The sequence below is a fragment of the Salmonella sp. K21076 genome, assembly GCF_039650795.1.
GTDB lineage: Bacteria > Pseudomonadota > Gammaproteobacteria > Enterobacterales > Enterobacteriaceae > Salmonella > Salmonella enterica.
In genome coordinates this window covers 283,849-304,110 of sequence record NZ_JBCLYA010000050.1, presented here as the reverse complement: position 1 = coordinate 304,110, position 20,262 = coordinate 283,849, and the positions used below count along the sequence as shown (strand labels likewise).

Here is a 20,262-nt window from a genome sequence, read left to right as displayed (position 1 = left end):
CACTTCGCCTTTGAAATCTATTCACCATCACGATAAACATAGAGGCGAAGTCCAACGTGGCTCAATTCGTTTATACCATGCATCGTGTCGGCAAAGTGGTTCCGCCGAAACGTCATATTCTGAAAAACATCTCGCTGAGCTTCTTCCCTGGCGCCAAAATCGGCGTGCTGGGCCTTAACGGCGCCGGTAAGTCTACCCTGCTGCGCATCATGGCGGGTCTCGATAAAGATATCGAGGGCGAAGCGCGCCCGCAGCCCGGCATTAAGATTGGCTACCTGCCGCAGGAACCTCAGCTAAACCCGGAACACACGGTACGCGAGTCGATTGAAGAGGCCGTTTCGGAAGTGGTTAACGCCCTCAAACGTCTGGATGAAGTGTACGCGCTGTACGCCGATCCGGATGCCGACTTCGACAAGCTGGCCGCAGAGCAGGGCCGGCTTGAAGAGATTATCCAGGCGCACGACGGTCATAACCTGAACGTGCAGCTTGAGCGTGCTGCTGACGCCCTGCGTCTGCCGGACTGGGATGCCAAAGTCGAAAAACTGTCCGGCGGCGAGCGCCGCCGCGTGGCGCTGTGCCGTCTGTTGCTGGAAAAGCCGGACATGCTGCTGCTCGACGAACCCACCAACCACCTGGATGCCGAATCTGTTGCGTGGCTGGAACGTTTCCTGCACGACTTCGAAGGCACCGTCGTGGCGATTACCCACGACCGTTACTTCCTCGATAACGTCGCCGGCTGGATTCTGGAGCTTGACCGCGGCGAAGGTATTCCGTGGGAAGGCAACTACTCCTCCTGGCTGGAGCAGAAAGATCAGCGTCTGGCGCAGGAAGCGTCTGCCGAAGCGGCGCGCCGTAAATCCATTGAGAAAGAGCTGGAGTGGGTGCGTCAGGGCGCGAAAGGCCGTCAGTCGAAAGGTAAGGCGCGTCTGGCTCGCTTTGAAGAACTGAACAGCGTTGAGTATCAGAAACGTAACGAAACCAACGAACTGTTTATTCCACCAGGACCGCGTCTGGGCGACAAAGTCATTGAAGTCAGCAACCTGCGTAAATCCTACGGCGACCGCGTACTGATCGACGACCTGAGCTTCTCGGTACCGAAAGGCGCTATCGTCGGGATCATCGGGCCAAACGGCGTGGGTAAATCGACCCTGTTCCGCATGATGTCCGGTCAGGAGCAGCCTGATAGCGGCACCATTACGCTGGGTGAAACCGTCAAGCTGGCCTCGGTCGATCAGTTCCGCGACGCGATGGACAACAGCAAAACCGTCTGGGAAGAGGTGTCCGGCGGGCTGGATATCATGAAGATCGGCAACACCGAAATGCCAAGCCGCGCCTATGTAGGCCGCTTTAACTTCAAAGGCGTCGATCAGGGCAAACGCGTTGGCGAATTGTCCGGCGGTGAGCGTGGTCGTTTGCATCTGGCGAAGCTGCTGCAGGTGGGCGGCAACGTCCTGCTGCTCGACGAACCGACGAACGACCTGGATATCGAAACCCTGCGCGCGCTGGAAAACGCCCTGCTGGAGTTCCCTGGCTGCGCGATGGTTATCTCGCACGACCGTTGGTTCCTTGACCGTATCGCCACCCACATTCTGGATTATCAGGATGAAGGTAAGGTGGAATTCTTCGAAGGTAACTTTACCGAATACGAAGAGTACAAGAAACGCACTCTGGGCGCCGAGGCGCTGGAGCCGAAGCGTATCAAGTACAAGCGTATTGCCAAATAAACGTCTGAATGCCGGGTGGCGCTTGCGCTTACCCGGCCTACAAACCCAGCGATTCCAATACGTTGTGAAACTGTAGGCCTGATAAGACGCGGTAAGCGTCGCATCAGGCATTGGTTCTTATCCCTGCTCGCCCATCATCTCTTTCACCAGTTCCACACAGCGCAAAAAGCGGCCATCGTAATCAGCCTCTTTAACGTGAACGAACTCAATGTTGTTTTCTTTCAGCATCTCGACCAGCAGGTTCTGGAACGCTTTGCGATCCACTGAACTGCCCAGGCTTCGCAGTCCGTCAGCTATCCACGGCGTATTATTCTCCAGCAAAATCACCAGGTCGAAGCGATACTCGTCGATCAGCGCCTGGACAAACGGATGCTCGCGCCCTTCGTATTTTTTGCAAAATGCCTGGGTGGTGACGAAATCGGTATCGATAAACGCTACTTTATTCGCATATTTCACTGCAAAATCAATATATTGCGCATGACCCAGCGCAATTTTATCGTAGTCGGAATACTGTAACGCCATCTCATCGCCGCCCAGATGCGAAAAGACATAGTCGCGGCCATATTCCCAGGCGCTGGTGGTATTAAAAATATTGGCGAGCTTATTGACCAGCGTAGACTTGCCGCTTGATTCCCCGCCCAGAATCGCGACGGTACGCACGAAAAACGGCTTCACTTCGGTAGGAATATATTCCCAGTAACGAAACGGATTTTCGCGGATTTGCGCCCCGCTGATATTCATAAACGTGCGTTCAGGATCGACCAGCACCGTCTCAATCCCTAAATGCTCCAGGTACTGCGGCGCATCAGCCTCTTCGGAAGTGTAGATCCAGCTCGGCTGTATTCCCTTCTCTGCCATAAACGCTTTAATGCCGTTGCTCCAGACGTCCCAGCCATGCGGATAAGGTTCCATCCCCTCTTCATTAAAGGCGTGGATGCGAATATTTTTTTGGTATTTGAAGGTTTGCAGCAACCAGCGCAGGCGATCCGACACGGTGGGCTGCTGCGACATGGCGCTATCTTCAAACAGCCCGCGGTCGCGCGTATCGTCATATCCCATAATGATGTGCAACTCATCCACCTGGCTACAGGCACGCTGGATCAAGTAGATGTGCCCGGTATGCAATGGATAAAATTTACCGAACACCACGCCAATGTTTTTCTGTCGGCGGGGAAACTCCAGCCCGAGAAAACGGTGTAGCGCCTCCAGTTTTTGCGCGCTGGGGCTTTTGATTTTGGCGTTAAGTAACTGACTCAGATACCCCTTGGTCATACCGCTGGCGTCAGCCACCTGTTGCAGAGTGCAACCTTGCTGCTTAATCGCGGTTTTGAGATAGTCGAACGATGACACAAGAGCCTCCTGCTGGAAAAATCGCATAACACTGCCTGACGGCGCTTCGCTTATCAGGCCTACAACATCAATCCGTATCAATCCGTAGGCCGGATAAGACGCATTGCGTCGCCATCCGGCAAATTATACAACATCACTACATACAGAGAATTATAAGTCGTCAAACACGCTTAACGCATCTGCGAGCTTTTTAACACCGAACACCTGCATTCCTTCCGGCGGCTTTTTCGGTACGTTGGCGGCAGGCACAATCGCCCGACGAAAACCGTGTTTCGCCGCCTCGGAAATACGCTCCTGCCCGCTCGGCACCGGACGAATCTCGCCTGCCAGCCCCACTTCGCCAAACACCACCAGATCCTGCGGCAACGGCCTGTCACGCAGGCTGGAGACCATCGCCAGCAGTAAAGCCAGATCCGCGCTGGTTTCGGTGACTTTCACGCCGCCGACCACGTTGACGAAGACGTCCTGATCCGACATTTGCAGACCGCCGTGTCGGTGCAGCACCGCCAGCAGGATAGCCAGACGGTTTTGTTCCAGACCGACCGCCACGCGTCTGGGGTTCGCCATCATCGAGTGATCGACCAGTGCCTGAATCTCCACCAGCAACGGTCGCGTACCTTCCCAGACGACCATCACTGAGCTGCCGGAAGTGACCTCATCGCCGCGGCTTAAAAAGATGGCGGACGGATTGCTCACTTCGCGCAACCCCTGTTCGGTCATAGCGAAGACGCCCAGCTCATTGACTGCGCCAAAGCGGTTTTTGTGGCTGCGCAGCGTGCGGAAACGAGAATCGGCGTCGCCGTCGAGCAATACTGAGCAATCAATACAGTGTTCCAGCACTTTCGGCCCCGCCAGCGACCCGTCTTTGGTGACGTGGCCGACCATCACGATCGCCACGCCGCGCGTTTTAGCGAAGCGCGTCAGGTAGGCTGCCGTTTCGCGGACCTGGGCGACGCTGCCCGGCGACGACTGGATGTCCGCCATATGCATCACCTGTATGGAGTCGATCACCATTAGCTTCGGCTGTTCTTCTTCCGCTATCAGGCAGATCTGCTCGATGCTGGTTTCGGAGAGCATATTCAGATTAGCGGTCGGCAGGCCGAGACGGTGCGCGCGCATCGCCACCTGCTGTAGCGACTCTTCGCCGGTGACGTACAGCGTTTTCATCTGCTCGGCAAGTTTGCACAGCGTTTGCAGCAGCAACGTTGATTTGCCCGCGCCGGGGTTACCGCCAATCAAAATGGCGCTGCCGGGTACCACCCCGCCGCCCAGCACGCGGTCAAACTCTTTAAAACCGGTAGAAAAGCGCGGCAGTTCCTCAAGACTGATGTCAGACAGTTTCTGCACTTTTGATACGCCCGCACTGCCGGCGTATCCGCTCAGACGTTCGTTACGCGCCACCGTCGGCGACGCGGCAAGGCGCACCTCAGTAATGGTGTTCCAGGCCTGGCAGGCGCTGCACTGCCCCTGCCAGCGTGGGTAATCGGCACCACATTCATTACAAACAAAGGCGCGTTTGGGAGCTTTTGCCACGTTTTACCTCTTTCGTTAACGCTGTTGCCGGATGGCGCTGGCGCTTATCCGGCCTACGGTCGCCTTGCCATTGGGCAGATTAATCATTTCTGGTTCATGCTGCCGGAGAGAATGCAAAACACGCCCATCAGGTCAGCGTGGCGGATCGTAATCTCCGTCTTTTCGTTTACTTTTGGCTTGGCATGGAAGGCAATACCTAACCCTGCCGCTTTGATCATTGGCAGATCGTTAGCGCCGTCGCCAATCGCCACCGTCTGCGCCAGCGGGATGTCATGCTCTTGCGCCAGACGAAGCAAGGTATTGGCTTTATACTCAGCATCCACAATATCGCCGATAACGTGACCGGTAAATTTACCGTCCATGATCTCCAGCTCATTGGCGACCGCCGCCGTCAGGCGTAGCTGGTCACGCAGATAGTCGGCGAAGAAAGTGAAGCCGCCGGAGGCGATAGCGATTTTCCAGCCGAGCGCTTCCAGTTTTAGCACCAACTGCGTTAATCCTGGCATTAGCGGCAGATTCCCGCGCACCTGGCGCAAAATATCGGCATCCGCGCCTTTCAGCGTCGCCACGCGGCTGCGCAGGCTGGCGGTAAAATCAAGCTCGCCGCGCATCGCGCGCTCCGTCACTTCAGCCACCTTCTCACCGGTACCGGCCAGCTTAGCGATTTCATCGATACACTCAATCTGGATCGCCGTGGAATCCATATCCATGACCAGCAGCCCCGGCGTGCGCAAATGCGGAATTTTACCCAGCGGCGCGACATCCAGCTGCGCCTCATGCGCCAGCCGCGTCGCACGCGGCGTCAGCGACCCCGCCAGACGAATGACCTGATAATCCTCCACGCACCAGGCGGCGACAATCACCATTGCCGCGCCCAGTTTGGTCTGATATTGAGTTAAACGCTGCTTATCCAGCCCGCGCCCATACAGCAGCCAACCGCTGCGGCCTGCATGGTAATCCAGAGGCATCACCTCGTCGCCGCTTAAAGAAAGAGGCAAACCAGGCCATAAAGAGACATCTTCAGGCAGATCGCACCAGGTAATGTTAGGCATTAAAGCTCCTGTAAATCGTTCAGGCCGGTAACCGCCCCGCGGAAAATAACGCATGAGGCTACCTTGTAACCATCGCTTCTGGCAACATTAAGCCTCAAATTTTCAGCAGGTGGAATATGGCTCGCGCAAAACTGAAATTTCGGCTGCATCGTGCAGTCATTGTATTGTTCTGTCTCACACTGCTCGTCGCGCTCATGCAGGGCGCGTCCTGGTTTAGTCAAAACCACCAGCGACAGCGCAATCCACAGCTGGAAGAGCTGGCCCGCACGCTGGCGCGCCAGGTGACGCTCAACATCGCCCCGCTGATGCGCAGCGAAACACCGGATGAAAATCGCATCAACGCCGTGCTGCGTCAGCTCACGCAAGAGAGCCGTATTCTGGATGCCGGCGTCTATGATGAACAGGGCGATCTTATTACTCGCGCTGGCGAAAGCGTCAACGTGCGCGACAGGCTGGCGCTGGATGGCAAAAAAGCGGGCAGCTATTTTAACCAACAAATTGTCGAGCCTATCCAGGGGAAAAACGGCCCATTGGGCTACCTGCGTCTGACGCTGGATACCCACACTCTGGCCACCGAAGCAAAACAGGTCGATAACACCACCAACATTCTACGCCTGATGCTGCTACTCTCGCTGGCGATAGGCGTGGTGCTGACGCGCACCTTGCTACAAGGTAAACGCACCCGCTGGCAGCAGTCACCCTTCCTGTTAACGGCCAGCAAGCCTGTTCCGGAAGAGGAAGAGCGTGAGGAAAAAGAGTAAAATGACGGCTTAATAAAGGTAAGGAAAACCACCATGACAACATTACGCCTGCTTATTTCTGACTCTTACGATCCCTGGTTTAACCTGGCGGTCGAGGAGTGCATTTTCCGCCAGATGCCCGCCACCCAGCGCGTGCTGTTCCTGTGGCGCAACGCGGACACGGTGGTCATTGGACGCGCGCAAAACCCGTGGAAAGAGTGTAATACGCGGCGTATGGAAGAAGATAACGTCCGTCTGGCCCGCCGTAGCAGTGGCGGCGGCGCGGTATTCCATGACCTCGGTAATACCTGCTTTACCTTTATGGCCGGTAAACCGGAATACGATAAAACCATCTCCACCCATATTGTGCTCGCGGCGCTGAATTCGCTGGGCGTCATGGCCGATGCTTCAGGACGCAACGATCTGGTCGTAAAAACGCCGGACGGCGATCGCAAAGTCTCCGGTTCAGCCTATCGCGAAACCAAAGATCGCGGCTTCCATCACGGTACGCTGCTGCTGAACGCCGACCTCAGCCGTCTGGCAAACTATCTGAATCCGGATAAAAAGAAACTTGCGGCGAAAGGAATCACCTCCGTTCGCTCCCGCGTAGCCAATCTTACCGAGTTATTACCGGGTATCACCCATGAACAGGTCTGCCAGGCGGTCACGGAAGCCTTTTTCGCCCATTACGGCGAACGCATCGACGCGGAAGTGATTTCACCGGATAAAACGCCGGATCTGCCGAATTTTACCGAAACCTTTGCGCGCCAGAGCAGTTGGGAGTGGAATTTCGGCCAGGCACCGGCGTTCAGCCATCTGCTGGACGAGCGTTTCACCTGGGGCGGCGTCGAGCTGCATTTTGACGTAGAGAAAGGTGTGATTACTCGCGCACAGGCGTTTACCGATAGCCTGAACCCGGCACCGCTGGAAGCGCTGGCGGGGCGGCTGCAAGGCTGCCAGTATCGGGCGGATAAACTACAGGAAACGTGCGAAGCGCTGATAGCGACGTTTCCGGAACAGGAGAGTGAGTTGCGGGAACTGGCGAATTGGGTCGCAGGGGCCGTGCGTTAAAGAATTGCCGGATGGCGGCTACGCCTTATCCGGCCTACAAATGAGTGCTTTCTGTAGGCCGGATAAGCAACGCGCCATCCGGCATTACCGCTATTCACCAGCGTCAAGATCCCTCACCTCCCCCGCCCAATCAACCGGGTAAACGCCATTGCGAACATCACGATGAAAGGTCGAAAACGGCCAATCCTGCACCCGCCTTACCCAACCGTGCTTCACGGGGTTGAAGTAGAGGTAATCGACATGTCGGCGAAAATCCTTTTCGTCGCGAATCGTGTGCTCCCAGAATCGTGGCTGCCACACGTCATGGCGCATTATCGATTTGGTAAATAACTTTTTAAGCTCCCGCCAGCGAGATGAAAAGTCACAATCGTTCTCAGGAAGCGTCCAGATGCAATGCAGATGCTCAGGCAACACGACAAAAGCATCAATTTGAAAAGGCTTCGTATTTTTCACTCGGCGAATCGCAGAGCGTAATTCCGCAATCTGGCGGACAAGTAAATCACTTTTCCGGTTTTTCAGATTAACCGTGAAAAACCAGGTTCCACCGTTAATGTAATAACGACGATAGTTCGACATTTTGTTCATTCCTTAAACAAAATCCAAACGTAACGGGTTAATAGCAAAAGGCAATGCGGAGAGGGTAATTCGGGAATGAGGCTCGCAGTATAAACAGCAGATTGCCGGATGGCGGCTACGCCTTATCCAGCCTACAAATCGATCCTGTAACAATCGCAGGCCGTTGTAGGCCCGGTAAGCGAAGCGCCACCGGGCACAGCACAATCTTACTCTTTATCGCCCAGCAGTACGGATTCCAGCGCGATTTTGATCATGTCGTTGAAGGTCGTCTGACGTTCAGCGGCAGTGGTCTGCTCGTGGGTACGGATATGGTCAGACACGGTGCAGATGGTCAGCGCTTTCGCGCCAAATTCAGCCGCAACGCCGTAGATACCCGCCGCTTCCATCTCTACGCCCAGTACGCCGTATTTTTCCATCACGTCGAACATTTCGCCGTCCGGAGAATAGAACAGATCCGCGGAGAACAGGTTGCCCACGCGCGCGTCTACGCCCAGCGCTTTTGCCGCGTCAACCGCGTTACGTACCATGTCGAAGTCAGCGATAGCCGCAAAGTCATGATCTTTGAAACGGATACGGTTCACTTTGGAGTCGGTGCAGGCCCCCATACCGATCACCACGTCACGCAGTTTGACGTCCATGCGCACAGCGCCGCAGGAGCCGACGCGAATGATTTTCTTCACGCCGAAATCGGTGATCAGCTCTTTGGTGTAGATGGAGCAGGACGGGATACCCATACCGTGGCCCATCACGGAGATCTTACGGCCTTTGTAAGTCCCGGTGAAACCTAACATGCCGCGAACGTTGTTCACTTCGCGGACATCTTCGAGGAAAGTCTCAGCAATGTGCTTCGCACGCAGCGGGTCGCCCGGCATCAATACGACGTCAGCGAAATCACCCATTTCTGCATTAATATGTGGAGTTGCCATCTTCAGTTCCCTTTAAATTTGTTGTTATTGCCTGATGGCGGCTACGCCTTATCAGGCCTACAAAACGTGTGTAAAAACAGTGAAATACCCTAAGGATTTCGCGTTGTAGGAAGGCGACGAATTCGTGAATCCCCGGGAGCATAGATTAACTATGTGACCGGGGTGAGCGAATGAAGTCAACGCATCTACAGCGCGAAAGACAACGGGTATCACAGCATGTTTTTACCGTAGTCCATCGGCGATGTACCAAAGTAGGTCGCCAGCGTCTGGCCGATATCCGCAAAGGTTTCACGGTGACCTAAAGAGCCCGGTTTGACTTTCGGACCGTAGATCAGCACCGGAATGTGCTCACGGGTATGGTCAGTACCGGTCCAGCTCGGGTCACAGCCGTGGTCAGCGGTCAGGATCAGAATGTCATCTTCACCCACCAGCTCCATCAGCTCCGGCAGACGGCGGTCAAACAGCTCCAGACCTGCGGCGTAGCCCGCGATGTCGCGACGGTGGCCCCAGGAAGAGTCGAAGTCAACGAAGTTAGTGAAAACGATGGTTTTATCGCCCGCTTCTTTCATCTCTTTGAGGGTCGCGTCGAACAGCGCGTCCAGACCGGTCGCTTTCACTTTCTTAGTGATGCCGCAGTTGGCGTAGATGTCGGCAATCTTACCGACGGACACCACGTGGCCCTGTTTTTCATCGACCAGTTTCTGCAGCACGGTCGGCGCTGGCGGTTCTACGGCCAGGTCGTGACGGTTGCCGGTACGCTGGAAGTTACCGGCCTTGTCGCCGATAAACGGACGCGCGATCACGCGGCCAATGTTGTAGCCGCCTTCGGTCAGCTCTTCACGGGCGATTTCGCACAGCTCGTAGAGTTTATCCAGGCCAAAGGTCTCTTCGTGGCAGGCAATCTGGAACACGGAGTCAGCGGAGGTGTAAAAAATCGGCTTGCCGGTTTTCATGTGCTCTTCGCCGAGCTGGTCCAGAATGACCGTACCGGAAGAGTGGCAGTTACCGAGATAGCCCGGCAGGTTGGCGCGTTTTACCAGCTTATCCAGCAGTTCCTGCGGGAAGCTGTTTTCGTGGTCGCTGAAATAGCCCCAGTCGAACAGCACCGGCACGCCGGCGATTTCCCAGTGGCCGGACGGCGTATCTTTGCCGGAGGACAGTTCGTGCGCCCATGCGTATGCGCCAATAACGTCCGCGTTGCCGTCCATGCCGGCGGCAATTTTACCGGTAGAGCCTTCATGCGCTTTCACCAGCCCCAGACGAGTCAGGTTAGGCAGATTCAACGGGCCCTTACGGCCATTGTCAGCTTCGCCTTTGGCGCAAGCTTCTGCGATGTGGCCCAGAGTGTCGGAACCTACGTCGCCAAAACGATCCGCGTCTTCAGTAGCGCCGATGCCGAATGAGTCCAGCACCATAATAAATGCACGTTTCATATCTTCTCCGTACTTAGTGCTTCAAAAATAATTGATCAGATCAGTATACAACTATTCAGTAATTCGACGATAGACCGAAGGTGTGCTTGCTGGCGCTTTATCGTCAAGGATAATTGCCGCTTTGACGGCCTTCGCCGCTTCCTGCCAACTGGCTTCGTCTTTGGCATGAATCACCGCCAGCGGGCGCTGCCCGTCGATGCTGTCGCCCAGACGGGCCATGTCGGTAAAGCCAACGCTGTAATCAATGGTATCAGACGCCTGACGACGGCCGCCGCCCATCGAGACGACCGCCATCCCCAGCGCACGCGTATCCATTGCGCTGATAAACCCTTCGGTATCAGCATATACCGCTTTGCTCAACATGGCGGTCGGCAGGTATTTATCGTAGTTCTCAACGAAATCGCTCGGCCCTTTCTGCGCGGCCACCATACGACCAAAGACTTCTGCCGCTTTACCGTTATCCAGAACCGCCTGTAATTTCGCACGCGCTTCGGCGTCGTCTTTCGCCAGCTGGCCGGAGATCAGCATCTCCACGCATAGCGCCATGGTAACGTCAAACAAGCGCGGATTGCGGTATTCTCCGGTCAGGAACTGCACGGCTTCACGCACTTCCACCGCGTTACCGGCGCTCGAAGCCAGCACCTGGTTCATATCGGTTAACAAAGCCGTAGTGCGAACTCCCGCGCCGTTTGCCACGCCAACAATCGCTTCAGCAAGGGCTTCAGAAAGTTCATAGGTTGGCATAAACGCGCCACTGCCGACTTTGACGTCCATTACCAGCGCATCCAGCCCTTCGGCCAGTTTCTTGGCGAGGATGGAACCAGTGATCAGCGGAATAGAGTCCACCGTCGCGGTAATATCGCGGGTGGCGTAAAAACGTTTGTCCGCCGGTGCAAGCGAGCTGGTTTGCCCAATAATCGCCACACCCACGTCTTGAATAATTTCGCGGAAACGGTTGTCGTCCGGGAAGATGTCGAAGCCCGGGATCGCTTCCAGTTTGTCGAGCGTACCGCCGGTATGTCCGAGACCGCGACCGGAGATCATCGGCACATAACCGCCGCAGGCCGCTACCATTGGCCCCAGCATCAGAGACGTCACGTCCCCTACGCCGCCGGTCGAATGCTTATCGACAATCGGGCCATTGAGATTCAGGCTTTTCCAGTCAAGGACAGTACCGGAATCCCGCATCGCCATGGTCAGCGAAACACGCTCCGGCATGGTCATATCGTGGAAGAAGATGGTCATCGCCAGGGCGGCAATCTGCCCTTCAGAGATAGTATTGTCACGAATACCATTGATAAAGAAACGAATTTCTTCGTCACTCAACGCATGACCATCACGCTTTTTACGAATAATTTCTTGTGCGAGAAACACGGTACCCTCCTGAGGGAAAAGAGTAGAAGGCTTACATCGCCGGATGGCGGCTAACGCCTTATCCGGCCTACAGGCCTGGATTTGTAGGCCGGAAAGCGCAGCGCCATCCGGCAAATCAGAGCTTAGTAGCTGCTGGCGCTCTTACCGTCGCCGTGACCCAGCGCTTTCAGCAGGCTTGCCAGCAGGCTGGATGCGCCAAAGCGGTAGTGACGAGAATCTGCCCAGTTAGCGCCAAACAGTTCGTCTGCGATCGCGAGGAATTTCTGCGCGTCTTCCGCCGTACGTACGCCGCCCGCCGGTTTGAAGCCAACGGTTTTGGAAACGCCCATGTCGCGGATCACTTCCATCATGATGCGCGCGCTTTCCGGCGTAGCGTTTACCGGCACTTTACCGGTAGAGGTTTTGATGAAATCCGCACCGGCTTTAATGGAGATTTCAGAGGCTTTACGAATCAGCGCCTCTTCTTTCAGCTCGCCGGTTTCGATAATCACTTTCAGCAATACGTTCGCTGCGGCACAAGCGTCTTTACAGGCTTTTACCAGGTCAAAACCCACCTGCTCGTTACCGGCGATCAACGCGCGGTACGGGAATACCACGTCCACTTCGTCAGCGCCGTAGGCGATCGCCGCACGGGTTTCCGCCAGCGCAATATCGATGTCATCATTGCCATGCGGGAAGTTAGTCACCGTTGCAATGCGGATGTCCGGGGTACCTTGTTCTTTCAGAGTTTTACGCGCAATCGGGATAAAACGCGGGTAAATACAAATCGCCGCCGTATTCCCGACCGGGGTTTTTGCCTGATGACACAACGCGATCACTTTTTCATTGGTGTCGTCATCGTTCAGAGTGGTCAGATCCATCAGTTTGAGCGCACGCAGGCTGCTTGCTTTTAAATCAGTCATGACATTCTCCAACGGCATTGCCGTATAAAATTTCACCTTGCGAGTCTGTTAATATTCTAACATTCACTCGCGATTACACTTCGATATACATCACAGTTAATGAAAACTACGTACAAATTTGCATTACTGTAATGAGATCTGAATCAAATTATCCCGCCGTCACCGCCTGTTCTTCGAGCGTTAAGCGCATCAGGATCAAAGTCGGTTTGCCGCCATTTTCTACAATAGCGCATCGTCCCGGCATAAAGAGGAAACGAAGATGCCTGCCTCATGCGAAACTGCGCTCCAGCAGCGTTGCCAGCAAATTGTGACCAGCCCGGTGCTCACGCCTGAACAAAAACGCCATTTTCTGGCGCTGGAAGCTGAAAACGCCCTGCCTTATCCCACCCTGCCGGAAGATGCCCGCCAGGCGCTGGATGAAGGCGTCATTTGCGATATGTTTGAGGGGCACGCCCCCTTCAAACCGCGCTACGTGTTGCCCGATTACGCCCGATTTCTGGCTAACGGTTCACAGTGGCTGGAACTGGAAGGCGCGAAAGATCTGGATGATGCGTTATCCCTACTCACCATTCTGTATCATCACGTTCCTTCCGTGACGTCCATGCCGGTTTATCTCGGCCAGCTTGATGCGTTGCTGCAACCGTATGTTAGAATTCTAACACAAGATGCGATCGATATTCGAATAAAACGTTTCTGGCGTTATCTCGACAGAACGCTGCCAGACGCCTTTATGCATGCCAATATTGGCCCTGCCGATACGCCTGTCACACGAGCGATTTTGCGCGCCGATGCCGAGTTAAAGCAGGTGGCGCCTAACCTGACGTTTATCTACGATGCGGAAATTACGCCGGACGATCTGCTGCTGGAGGTCGCCAAAAACATTTGCGAATGCAGTAAGCCACACATTTCCAACGGCCCTGTAAATGATAAAATTTTCACAAAAGGCCATTATGGCATCGTCAGTTGTTATAACTCGCTACCGCTTGCCGGCGGTGGCAGTACGCTGGTACGTCTCAACCTGAAAGCCGTGGCAGAACGCAGTACGTCTGTCGATGACTTCTTTTCACGCACGCTACCGCACTACTGCCGACAGCAGATCGCCATCATTAATTCACGATGTGAATTCCTCTATGAAAAGTCACATTTCTTTGAGAATAGCTTCCTTGTACAGGAAGGTTTGATCGATCCCGAACGTTTTGCGCCGATGTTCGGTATGTACGGGCTGGCGGAAGCCGTGAACCTGCTGTGCGAAAACGCCGGCCTGACCGCCCGTTACGGCAAGAATGAAACGGCGAACGAGCTGGGCTACCGTATTAGCGCCCAACTGGCGGATTTCGTCGAAAATACGCCAGTGAAGTATGGCAGGAAGCAACGGGCGCTGCTCCATGCCCAGTCTGGCATCAGTTCCGATATCGGCACTACGCCGGGCGCGCGTCTGCCGTATGGCGATGAACCGGACCCTATCACCCATTTGCAAACCGTCGCGCCGCACCATGCCTTTTATCATGCCGGGATCAGCGACATTCTGACGCTGGACGAAACCATCAAGCGCAATCCGCAGGCGCTGGTTCAGCTTTGTCTTGGCGCGTTCAAAGCCGGGATGCGGGAATTTACCGCCAATGTCAGCGGCAACGATCTGGTGCGCGTCACCGGTTATATGGTGCGCCTGTCGGATCTGGCGAAATTTCGCGCCGAAGGCTCGCGCACGAATACCACCTGGCTGGGAGAAGAAGCCGCACGTAATACCCGCATCCTGGAACGACAGCCACGCGTAGTCAGCCATGAACAACAGATGCGCTTTAGTCAGTAAGATCATTGCGTTTTCCTGCGTCGATGGGCCAGGCAGCCGCCTGGCATTATTCTTACAGGGCTGCAATTTGCGCTGCAAGAATTGCCATAACCCGTGGACGATGGGACGCTGTAACGACTGCGGGGAATGCGTATCGCAGTGTCCGCACCACGCCCTCAGCATTGATGGCGGGAAAGTGGTATGGCGGTCGGACGTCTGCGAGCAGTGCGATACCTGCCTGAAAATGTGCCCACAGCAGGCAACGCCAATGGCGCAGACTATGAGCATTGACGATGTGCTGCGTCATATTCGTAAAGCATCGCTGTTTATTGAAGGTATTACCGTCAGCGGCGGAGAGGCGACCACGCAATTACCGTTTATTGTGGCGCTATTTACGGCGCTCAAAGCCGATCCGCAGTTACAACGGCTGACCTGTCTGGTGGACAGTAATGGTCAGTTAAGCGAGACCGGCTGGCAAAAACTACTGCCGGTTTGCGACGGCGTAATGCTCGATCTGAAAGCCTGGAAGAGCGAGTGTCATCACCGTCTGACCGGACGTGATAACACGCATATTAAGCACAGTATCCGCTTTCTTGCTGCGCGGGGAAAACTGGCGGAGCTGCGGTTGCTGGTTATCCCGGGTCAGGTGGACTATGCGGCGCATATCGATTCACTGGCGGCGTTTATTACTTCGCTGGGCGAGGTTCCGGTGCGCCTGAATGCCTTTCATGCGCATGGCGTCTATGGCGAAGCGAAAGCCTGGCCAGGCGCGACGCCGCAAGAGGTGGAACGGCTGGCTGACGGATTGCGCGCGCGTGGGGTGGCGAAGCTGATTTTGCCGGCGCTATATTTGTAAGCGTCGCCTGCCGGACGGCGGCTGCGATGCCATCAGAGCCGAAACAAGGTAACGGTATTGCGATACAGCGTATCGGCTATCACCTCTGCGGGCTCCTGACGTAATTCGCAGAGCGCATCAAATACGCGCGCCGCCTGCTCCGGGCGGTTCGGCTGCCCCTGAAACCCCTTTAGCGGCATATCCGGCGCATCGGTCTCCAGCAACAGCGCGTCCAGCGGCAACCGCGCCATAACATCACGGGTTTTACTGGCGCGCGGGTAGGTGATGGTGCCGCCGACGCCGATTTTATAGCCCAGTTGCACAAAACGTTCGGCCTGTTGCAGACTGCCGGAAAAACCATGCACCACACCGGTTTGCGGCAAACTCTGGCGCTTTAAGCGCATCGCCAGTTTGTCATGCGTGCGCCGCGAGTGCAGGATCACCGGCAGATCGTAGCGTTTTGCCAGTTGCAGTTGCGCGTCTAAAAATCGCTCTTGCCTGGCGAACTGCGGATCGTCGCGATAAAGATCGAGACCGATCTCGCCTACCGCCACGACGTTCTGTTGTTGCGCCAGCGCTTGTTGCAGCTTATCAGGATCGTCATCGGCATGACGCTCAATCACAATGGGGTGCAATCCCAGCGCAGCATAAAGCGACGGGAAACGCGCCGCCAGCGCCAGCACGCGGGGAAAGTGAGCCGCCTCGGTCGCCGGCACGATGATTTTTTCAACGCCCGCCTCACAGGCACGCTGAATACTGGCGCGCTCATCGCCCGTAAAGGGCGGGAAATCAAAATGGCAATGCGTATCGATAAAGCGCCAGCTCACGCCAGATCCTCGTCGGTAAATGTGGTGTCGTTTGCCTGCGGCGCGCTAATGACCTCCGCCACATGCGTATCATTGGCCACCGGTGCCGGAGGCACGACCACCGTTTCCGGCACGGCAATCCGCGACGAATGGCGCAAGAGAGGCGGCGTTGCGGCGAGCAATTTACCAACGGTGGCAAGGAAATAACGCCCGCATAATTGCCCGGTTTTGTAATCCTCACGCAGCGCCGGGATACGGCTGCCCAGCGCCATGCTGTGCAGCGGTTTCGGCGGATAAATTTCAATGATCCGCAGCTTACCCGGCGGCTTTTCAATAAATTGTTGGATCGCGCTGTAGGACGTTTCATGATGCTGCACCAGGTTGACCAACGGCTGTAGACTGCTCTCTCCCAGCCAGCGCTCCATACGCTTAAACCACTGCGGCGTGTAATACATTTGCGAGGGTACGGTGCGGATCACCACAATGGTTTTCGCCCCCCGCTTTGCCGCCTCCTGAACCGGAATGGCGTCGCTAATGCCACCGTCCAGATAGTTGATGCCCTCTAACGTAACGCCGGTACGGTAGAAACCCGGTATGGCGCTGGAGGCGCGAATGATATCAAGCCAGTTTTGTTTTGTCGGCGAGAAATAGCCCGGCGTGTAATCATCCCCCCGGCAGGCGCACATATAAAAGGATTTTCCGCTGTCGAACAGGCGCGCTGAGGTATCCATCTGCAGCGGCATCCGGGCGGCGGTGGACTCCACCAGCCAGTCGAGGTCGATAAGGTTTCCTCCGCGTACAAATCGCAGCGGATCAAAAAATTCGCGCCTGGTGGTATAGCGCATAATGACTTTACGCCCGTAGCCGGGCTGGTTGCAGAGATACGCCGAGAGATTTTGCGCACCGGCTGATGTGCCGAAGTAGAGATGGAAAGGATTAAACTGCGCACGCATAAACTCATCCAGCACGCCTGCGGTAAAGATGCCCCGCTGCCCCCCGCCCTCACAGACCAGCGCCATACGGCCTGACCGGAACGGTGTTAATGATAACGGCGCAATATTGCCGAGCGTAACCGGTATTCGCTGGCCCACCTCTGCCTTCCTGTTTTTCATTTTTTTCCAGGCTGACAAGGTAATGCAAAACGTTAACGGCTAAAACCGTAAAAGCCAGTCCGCTGGACTGGCTTGATAGCAATATATCTTTACAGCTGCCTGCTAGGGTCGTTTACGGCCCATGAACAGGCTGACCAGGAAGAGCACGATCCCGACGACGAAGACGATTTTCGCCGCGCCGGCAGCCGTACCAGCCAGTCCACCAAAACCCAATGCGGCGGCAATTAACGCGATAACCAGAAATATAATGCCCCAACGAAACATAAGCCTCTCCTTTACCATAGTTAATGTCGACCGCTAAATATGAGCGCTCAGGCTACTCATTCGCGATATTTTTAGTGTGGTGCACATTACGCCTCCCGACAAACGTCGGGAGGACGAATTACGACGAATTACTGAACTTTCAGATCGTTTTTAACACTTTTTACGCCATCAACGGCTTTCGCGATGCTTTCAGCGCGGTCGCTTTGTTCCTGAGTTTCAACAGTACCGGAGAGCTGTACGACGCCATCGGTCGTTTCCACTTTTACTTTACGGGAAGGGACGAGATCGTCCGCCAGCAACTTGGCTTTGACTTCACTGGTCGTGGCCGTATCGCCGGCATAACCTTTCACGGAACCTTCTTTATTGTCGCGAACGTGAAGTTTGTCGCTAACGGAGGTCACGCCTTCTACGCCTTTCGCCACTTTCACGGCGGCTTCAGCCTGCGCCTGGCTTTCTACAAAGCCGCTCAGGGTGACGACTTTCTGATTGGTTTCGACAGAAATATCGGTGCTTTTAATATTGTCATGGTCTACCAGCGCAGCTTTGACTTTCGCAGTGATAGCGCTGTCATCCATGAAGTTACCGACTTTATTCATAGAGCTATCGACTTTTTGCCCTGCGGTTTCGGTTCCGCTTTGCGCCTTGTCCGTTGTTGCGTTTTCTGCAAAGGCAGAACCTGTCGCAACAGCAGAGGTCAACATTACGGCCAGCAGAGTTTTAGAAATCTTCAGTCTTGTCATAGTCATCGATTTTGTCCTGTATAGTTTGCTCGTAATTTGAGCTCAGGCAACACGAGGTTGCATTGCTGAATGCGGTGAAACTCACCGGTTTCTGAAGTCAATGACTGGCATCACATTCGTGAATTTGTAACGACGCGTCGCCTGCCACCCTTCCGTTTCAGTTATTAATATCGTGACTGAAACAAATCTCAGCTTTAAGCTCTCATATTCACGCATTGAACAGGCATTAAAGCCGACATTTATGTCATCACTTTGTTAAATATAGATCACAATTTTAAAATCGCTTGTCGGTGCGTATAAAAAACAGGCAGATCGGAGAAAAAACGCGGGATTTAAGAACATTCCGTAAGCGGTTAAAAAGGCAGGGAAAGTACGAAGGCGCGGCGGATGCCGCGCCCGGAAAGGGATCAGTGTTCGCGCGTTTTACGGAACTGAACGTCAGGGTAACGTTCCTGGGTCAGGTTCAGGTTAACCATCGTGGGGGCGATATAGGTAAGGTTGTCGCCGCCATCCAGCGCCAGCTGCGTTTCATTCTTACGCTTAAACTCTTCGAATTTCTTCGCATCGGCGCTTTCCACCCAGCGCGCCGTCGCCACGTTGACGGATTCATAAATCGCCTCAACGTTGTATTCGCTTTTCAGGCGCGCGACAACAACGTCAAACTGCAAAACGCCCACGGCGCCGACAATCAGATCGTTGTTGGAGATGGGACGGAATACCTGCACCGCCCCCTCTTCAGAAAGCTGCACCAGCCCTTTCAGTAGCTGCTTCTGCTTGAGCGGATCTTTCAGGCGAATACGACGGAACAGTTCCGGCGCAAAGTTCGGGATACCGGTAAACTTCATCATCTCGCCCTGGGTGAAGGTATCGCCGATCTGAATGGTGCCGTGGTTATGCAGACCCAAAATATCGCCCGGGTACGCTTCTTCAACGTGCGAACGGTCGCCCGCCATAAAAGTTAACGCGTCGGAAATCACCACATCTTTGCCGGTACGGACCTGGCGTAGCTTCATGCCCTTCTCATACTTACCGGAAACCACGCGCATAAACGCCACGCGGTCGCGGTGTTTCGGGTCCATATTGGCCTGAATTTTAAAGACAAAACCGGTGAACCTCTCTTCTGAGGCTTCCACTGTGCGGGTATCGGTTTGACGCGGCATCGGCGCGGGCGCCCACGCCACTAAACCATCCAGCATATGGTCAACGCCAAAGTTACCCAGCGCGGTACCGAAAAATACCGGGGTAATTTCCCCTGCCAGGAACAGCTCTTCATCAAACTCGTTAGATGCGCCCTGCACCAGTTCCAGCTCGTCGCGCAGTTGCTGCGCCAGGTCTTCACCGACGGCGGCGTCCAGATCCGGGTTATTCAGCCCTTTAACGATGCGCACTTCCTGAATGGTGTGGCCCTTACCGGTCTGATACAGATAAGTTTCATCTTTATAAAGGTGATAAACGCCCTTAAACAGCTTGCCGCAGCCAATCGGCCAGGTGATCGGCGCACAGCCGATTTTCAGCTCATTTTCCACTTCATCCAGCAGCTCCATCGGGTCGCGGATGTCACGGTCGAGTTTGTTCATAAAGGTCAGGATCGGCGTATCACGCAGACGGGTAACTTCCATCAGCTTACGAGTCCTGTCTTCAACACCTTTTGCGGCGTCGATCACCATCAGACAGCAGTCCACCGCCGTCAGGGTACGGTAGGTATCTTCGGAGAAGTCTTCGTGCCCCGGGGTGTCCAGCAGGTTCACCAGACAATCGTGATACGGGAACTGCATCACCGAGGTGGTGATAGAGATACCACGCTGTTTTTCCATCTCCATCCAGTCAGATTTTGCATGTTGGCTGGAGCCACGGCCTTTTACCGTACCGGCGGTCTGAATCGCCTGTCCGAACAGCAACACTTTTTCGGTAATGGTGGTTTTACCGGCGTCCGGGTGAGAAATGATGGCAAAAGTGCGGCGTTTGGCCACCTCTTGCAAATAAGGAGACAACGTCATAGTCAAATCTTCTTGAGTAAGCGCGGCGTTTGACCACG

18 protein-coding genes are annotated in these 20,262 nt (G+C 55.0%); 5 read left to right on the top strand and 13 right to left on the bottom strand.

Features of this window, described 5'->3' with window-relative positions; all coding sequences use genetic code 11:
- Positions 1 to 56 precede the first annotated feature (56 nt).
- On the top strand, positions 57 to 1,724 hold the full coding sequence (ettA, locus tag AAYN39_RS20370; protein WP_000046772.1) for an energy-dependent translational throttle protein EttA: 1,668 nt from the start codon (positions 57 to 59) through the stop codon (positions 1,722 to 1,724).
- Positions 1,725 to 1,841: 117 nt separating this feature from the next.
- On the opposite strand, the gene nadR is transcribed toward ettA, so the two are convergent.
- The 3 genes from nadR to serB all read right to left on the bottom strand — a co-directional run bounded on the left by nadR (position 1,842) and on the right by serB (position 5,659).
- Positions 1,842 to 3,074 carry a multifunctional transcriptional regulator/nicotinamide-nucleotide adenylyltransferase/ribosylnicotinamide kinase NadR gene (gene nadR / locus AAYN39_RS20365; RefSeq protein ID WP_001532645.1) on the bottom strand — a complete coding sequence of 411 codons (1,233 nt, stop codon included), beginning with the start codon at positions 3,072 to 3,074 and terminating at the stop codon, positions 1,842 to 1,844.
- Between the two features lie 150 nt (positions 3,075 to 3,224).
- Positions 3,225 to 4,607 carry a DNA repair protein RadA gene (radA, locus tag AAYN39_RS20360; protein WP_001029720.1) on the bottom strand — a complete coding sequence of 461 codons (1,383 nt, stop codon included), beginning with the start codon at positions 4,605 to 4,607 and terminating at the stop codon, positions 3,225 to 3,227.
- 83 nt (positions 4,608 to 4,690) lie between these two features.
- A complete protein-coding gene (gene serB / locus AAYN39_RS20355; RefSeq protein ID WP_001132983.1) occupies positions 4,691 to 5,659 on the bottom strand; it encodes a phosphoserine phosphatase in 969 nt (322 codons plus the stop codon).
- A gap of 116 nt (positions 5,660 to 5,775) precedes the next feature.
- Between serB and AAYN39_RS20350 the strand changes: the two genes are divergently transcribed.
- Together AAYN39_RS20350 and lplA are read left to right on the top strand one after the other, a co-directional pair.
- Complete coding sequence (locus AAYN39_RS20350; protein WP_000090067.1) at positions 5,776 to 6,420, top strand: YtjB family periplasmic protein; 645 nt, start codon at positions 5,776 to 5,778, stop codon at positions 6,418 to 6,420.
- 33 nt (positions 6,421 to 6,453) lie between these two features.
- Positions 6,454 to 7,470, top strand: a complete 1,017-nt coding sequence (lplA, locus tag AAYN39_RS20345; protein ID WP_000209755.1) for a lipoate--protein ligase LplA — start codon at positions 6,454 to 6,456, stop codon at positions 7,468 to 7,470.
- 90 nt (positions 7,471 to 7,560) lie between these two features.
- Here lplA and AAYN39_RS20340 read toward each other — a convergent pair whose 3' ends face one another.
- The 5 genes from AAYN39_RS20340 to deoC form a co-directional block, all read right to left on the bottom strand.
- On the bottom strand, positions 7,561 to 8,046 hold the full coding sequence (locus tag AAYN39_RS20340; RefSeq protein ID WP_000073958.1) for a transposase: 486 nt from the start codon (positions 8,044 to 8,046) through the stop codon (positions 7,561 to 7,563).
- Positions 8,047 to 8,252: 206 nt separating this feature from the next.
- On the bottom strand, positions 8,253 to 8,972 hold the full coding sequence (gene deoD, locus AAYN39_RS20335) for a purine-nucleoside phosphorylase (protein ID WP_000224864.1): 720 nt from the start codon (positions 8,970 to 8,972) through the stop codon (positions 8,253 to 8,255).
- A gap of 209 nt (positions 8,973 to 9,181) precedes the next feature.
- Positions 9,182 to 10,405 (bottom strand): phosphopentomutase, encoded by a 1,224-nt coding sequence (gene deoB / locus AAYN39_RS20330; RefSeq protein WP_000816454.1) that lies wholly within the window; start codon positions 10,403 to 10,405, stop codon positions 9,182 to 9,184.
- A gap of 51 nt (positions 10,406 to 10,456) precedes the next feature.
- On the bottom strand, positions 10,457 to 11,779 hold the full coding sequence (deoA, locus tag AAYN39_RS20325; RefSeq protein WP_000477838.1) for a thymidine phosphorylase: 1,323 nt from the start codon (positions 11,777 to 11,779) through the stop codon (positions 10,457 to 10,459).
- Positions 11,780 to 11,901: 122 nt separating this feature from the next.
- Positions 11,902 to 12,681 carry a deoxyribose-phosphate aldolase gene (gene deoC, locus AAYN39_RS20320; protein WP_031624265.1) on the bottom strand — a complete coding sequence of 260 codons (780 nt, stop codon included), beginning with the start codon at positions 12,679 to 12,681 and terminating at the stop codon, positions 11,902 to 11,904.
- A 259-nt stretch (positions 12,682 to 12,940) separates the two neighbouring features.
- Here deoC and AAYN39_RS20315 point away from each other — a divergent pair, with 259 nt between their 5' ends.
- Positions 12,941 to 14,491: a YjjI family glycine radical enzyme gene (locus AAYN39_RS20315; RefSeq protein ID WP_001111683.1), complete on the top strand. Its 1,551-nt coding sequence runs from the start codon at positions 12,941 to 12,943 to the stop codon at positions 14,489 to 14,491.
- Positions 14,463 to 15,326 carry a YjjW family glycine radical enzyme activase gene (locus tag AAYN39_RS20310; RefSeq protein WP_001064935.1) on the top strand — a complete coding sequence of 288 codons (864 nt, stop codon included), beginning with the start codon at positions 14,463 to 14,465 and terminating at the stop codon, positions 15,324 to 15,326. The genes AAYN39_RS20315 and AAYN39_RS20310 overlap by 29 nt, the downstream gene beginning before the upstream one ends.
- Before the next feature lie 32 nt (positions 15,327 to 15,358).
- Here AAYN39_RS20310 and AAYN39_RS20305 read toward each other — a convergent pair whose 3' ends face one another.
- From AAYN39_RS20305 to prfC, 5 genes are all read right to left on the bottom strand, one after another.
- The gene (locus AAYN39_RS20305; protein ID WP_000119011.1) at positions 15,359 to 16,132 is read right to left on the bottom strand and encodes a metal-dependent hydrolase; all 774 of its coding nucleotides are present in this window, start codon (positions 16,130 to 16,132) and stop codon (positions 15,359 to 15,361) included.
- Positions 16,129 to 17,202, bottom strand: coding sequence for a patatin family protein (locus tag AAYN39_RS20300; protein WP_000531551.1), 1,074 nt, complete (start codon positions 17,200 to 17,202; stop codon positions 16,129 to 16,131). Before AAYN39_RS20300 ends, AAYN39_RS20305 begins: the two co-directional genes overlap by 4 nt.
- Before the next feature lie 123 nt (positions 17,203 to 17,325).
- The gene (locus AAYN39_RS20295) at positions 17,326 to 17,487 is read right to left on the bottom strand and encodes a DUF1328 family protein (protein WP_000490276.1); all 162 of its coding nucleotides are present in this window, start codon (positions 17,485 to 17,487) and stop codon (positions 17,326 to 17,328) included.
- Between the two features lie 128 nt (positions 17,488 to 17,615).
- The gene (gene osmY, locus AAYN39_RS20290; protein ID WP_000178963.1) at positions 17,616 to 18,233 is read right to left on the bottom strand and encodes a molecular chaperone OsmY; all 618 of its coding nucleotides are present in this window, start codon (positions 18,231 to 18,233) and stop codon (positions 17,616 to 17,618) included.
- A gap of 401 nt (positions 18,234 to 18,634) precedes the next feature.
- Positions 18,635 to 20,224, bottom strand: coding sequence for a peptide chain release factor 3 (gene prfC / locus AAYN39_RS20285; protein WP_000175968.1), 1,590 nt, complete (start codon positions 20,222 to 20,224; stop codon positions 18,635 to 18,637).
- Positions 20,225 to 20,262 lie beyond the last annotated feature (38 nt).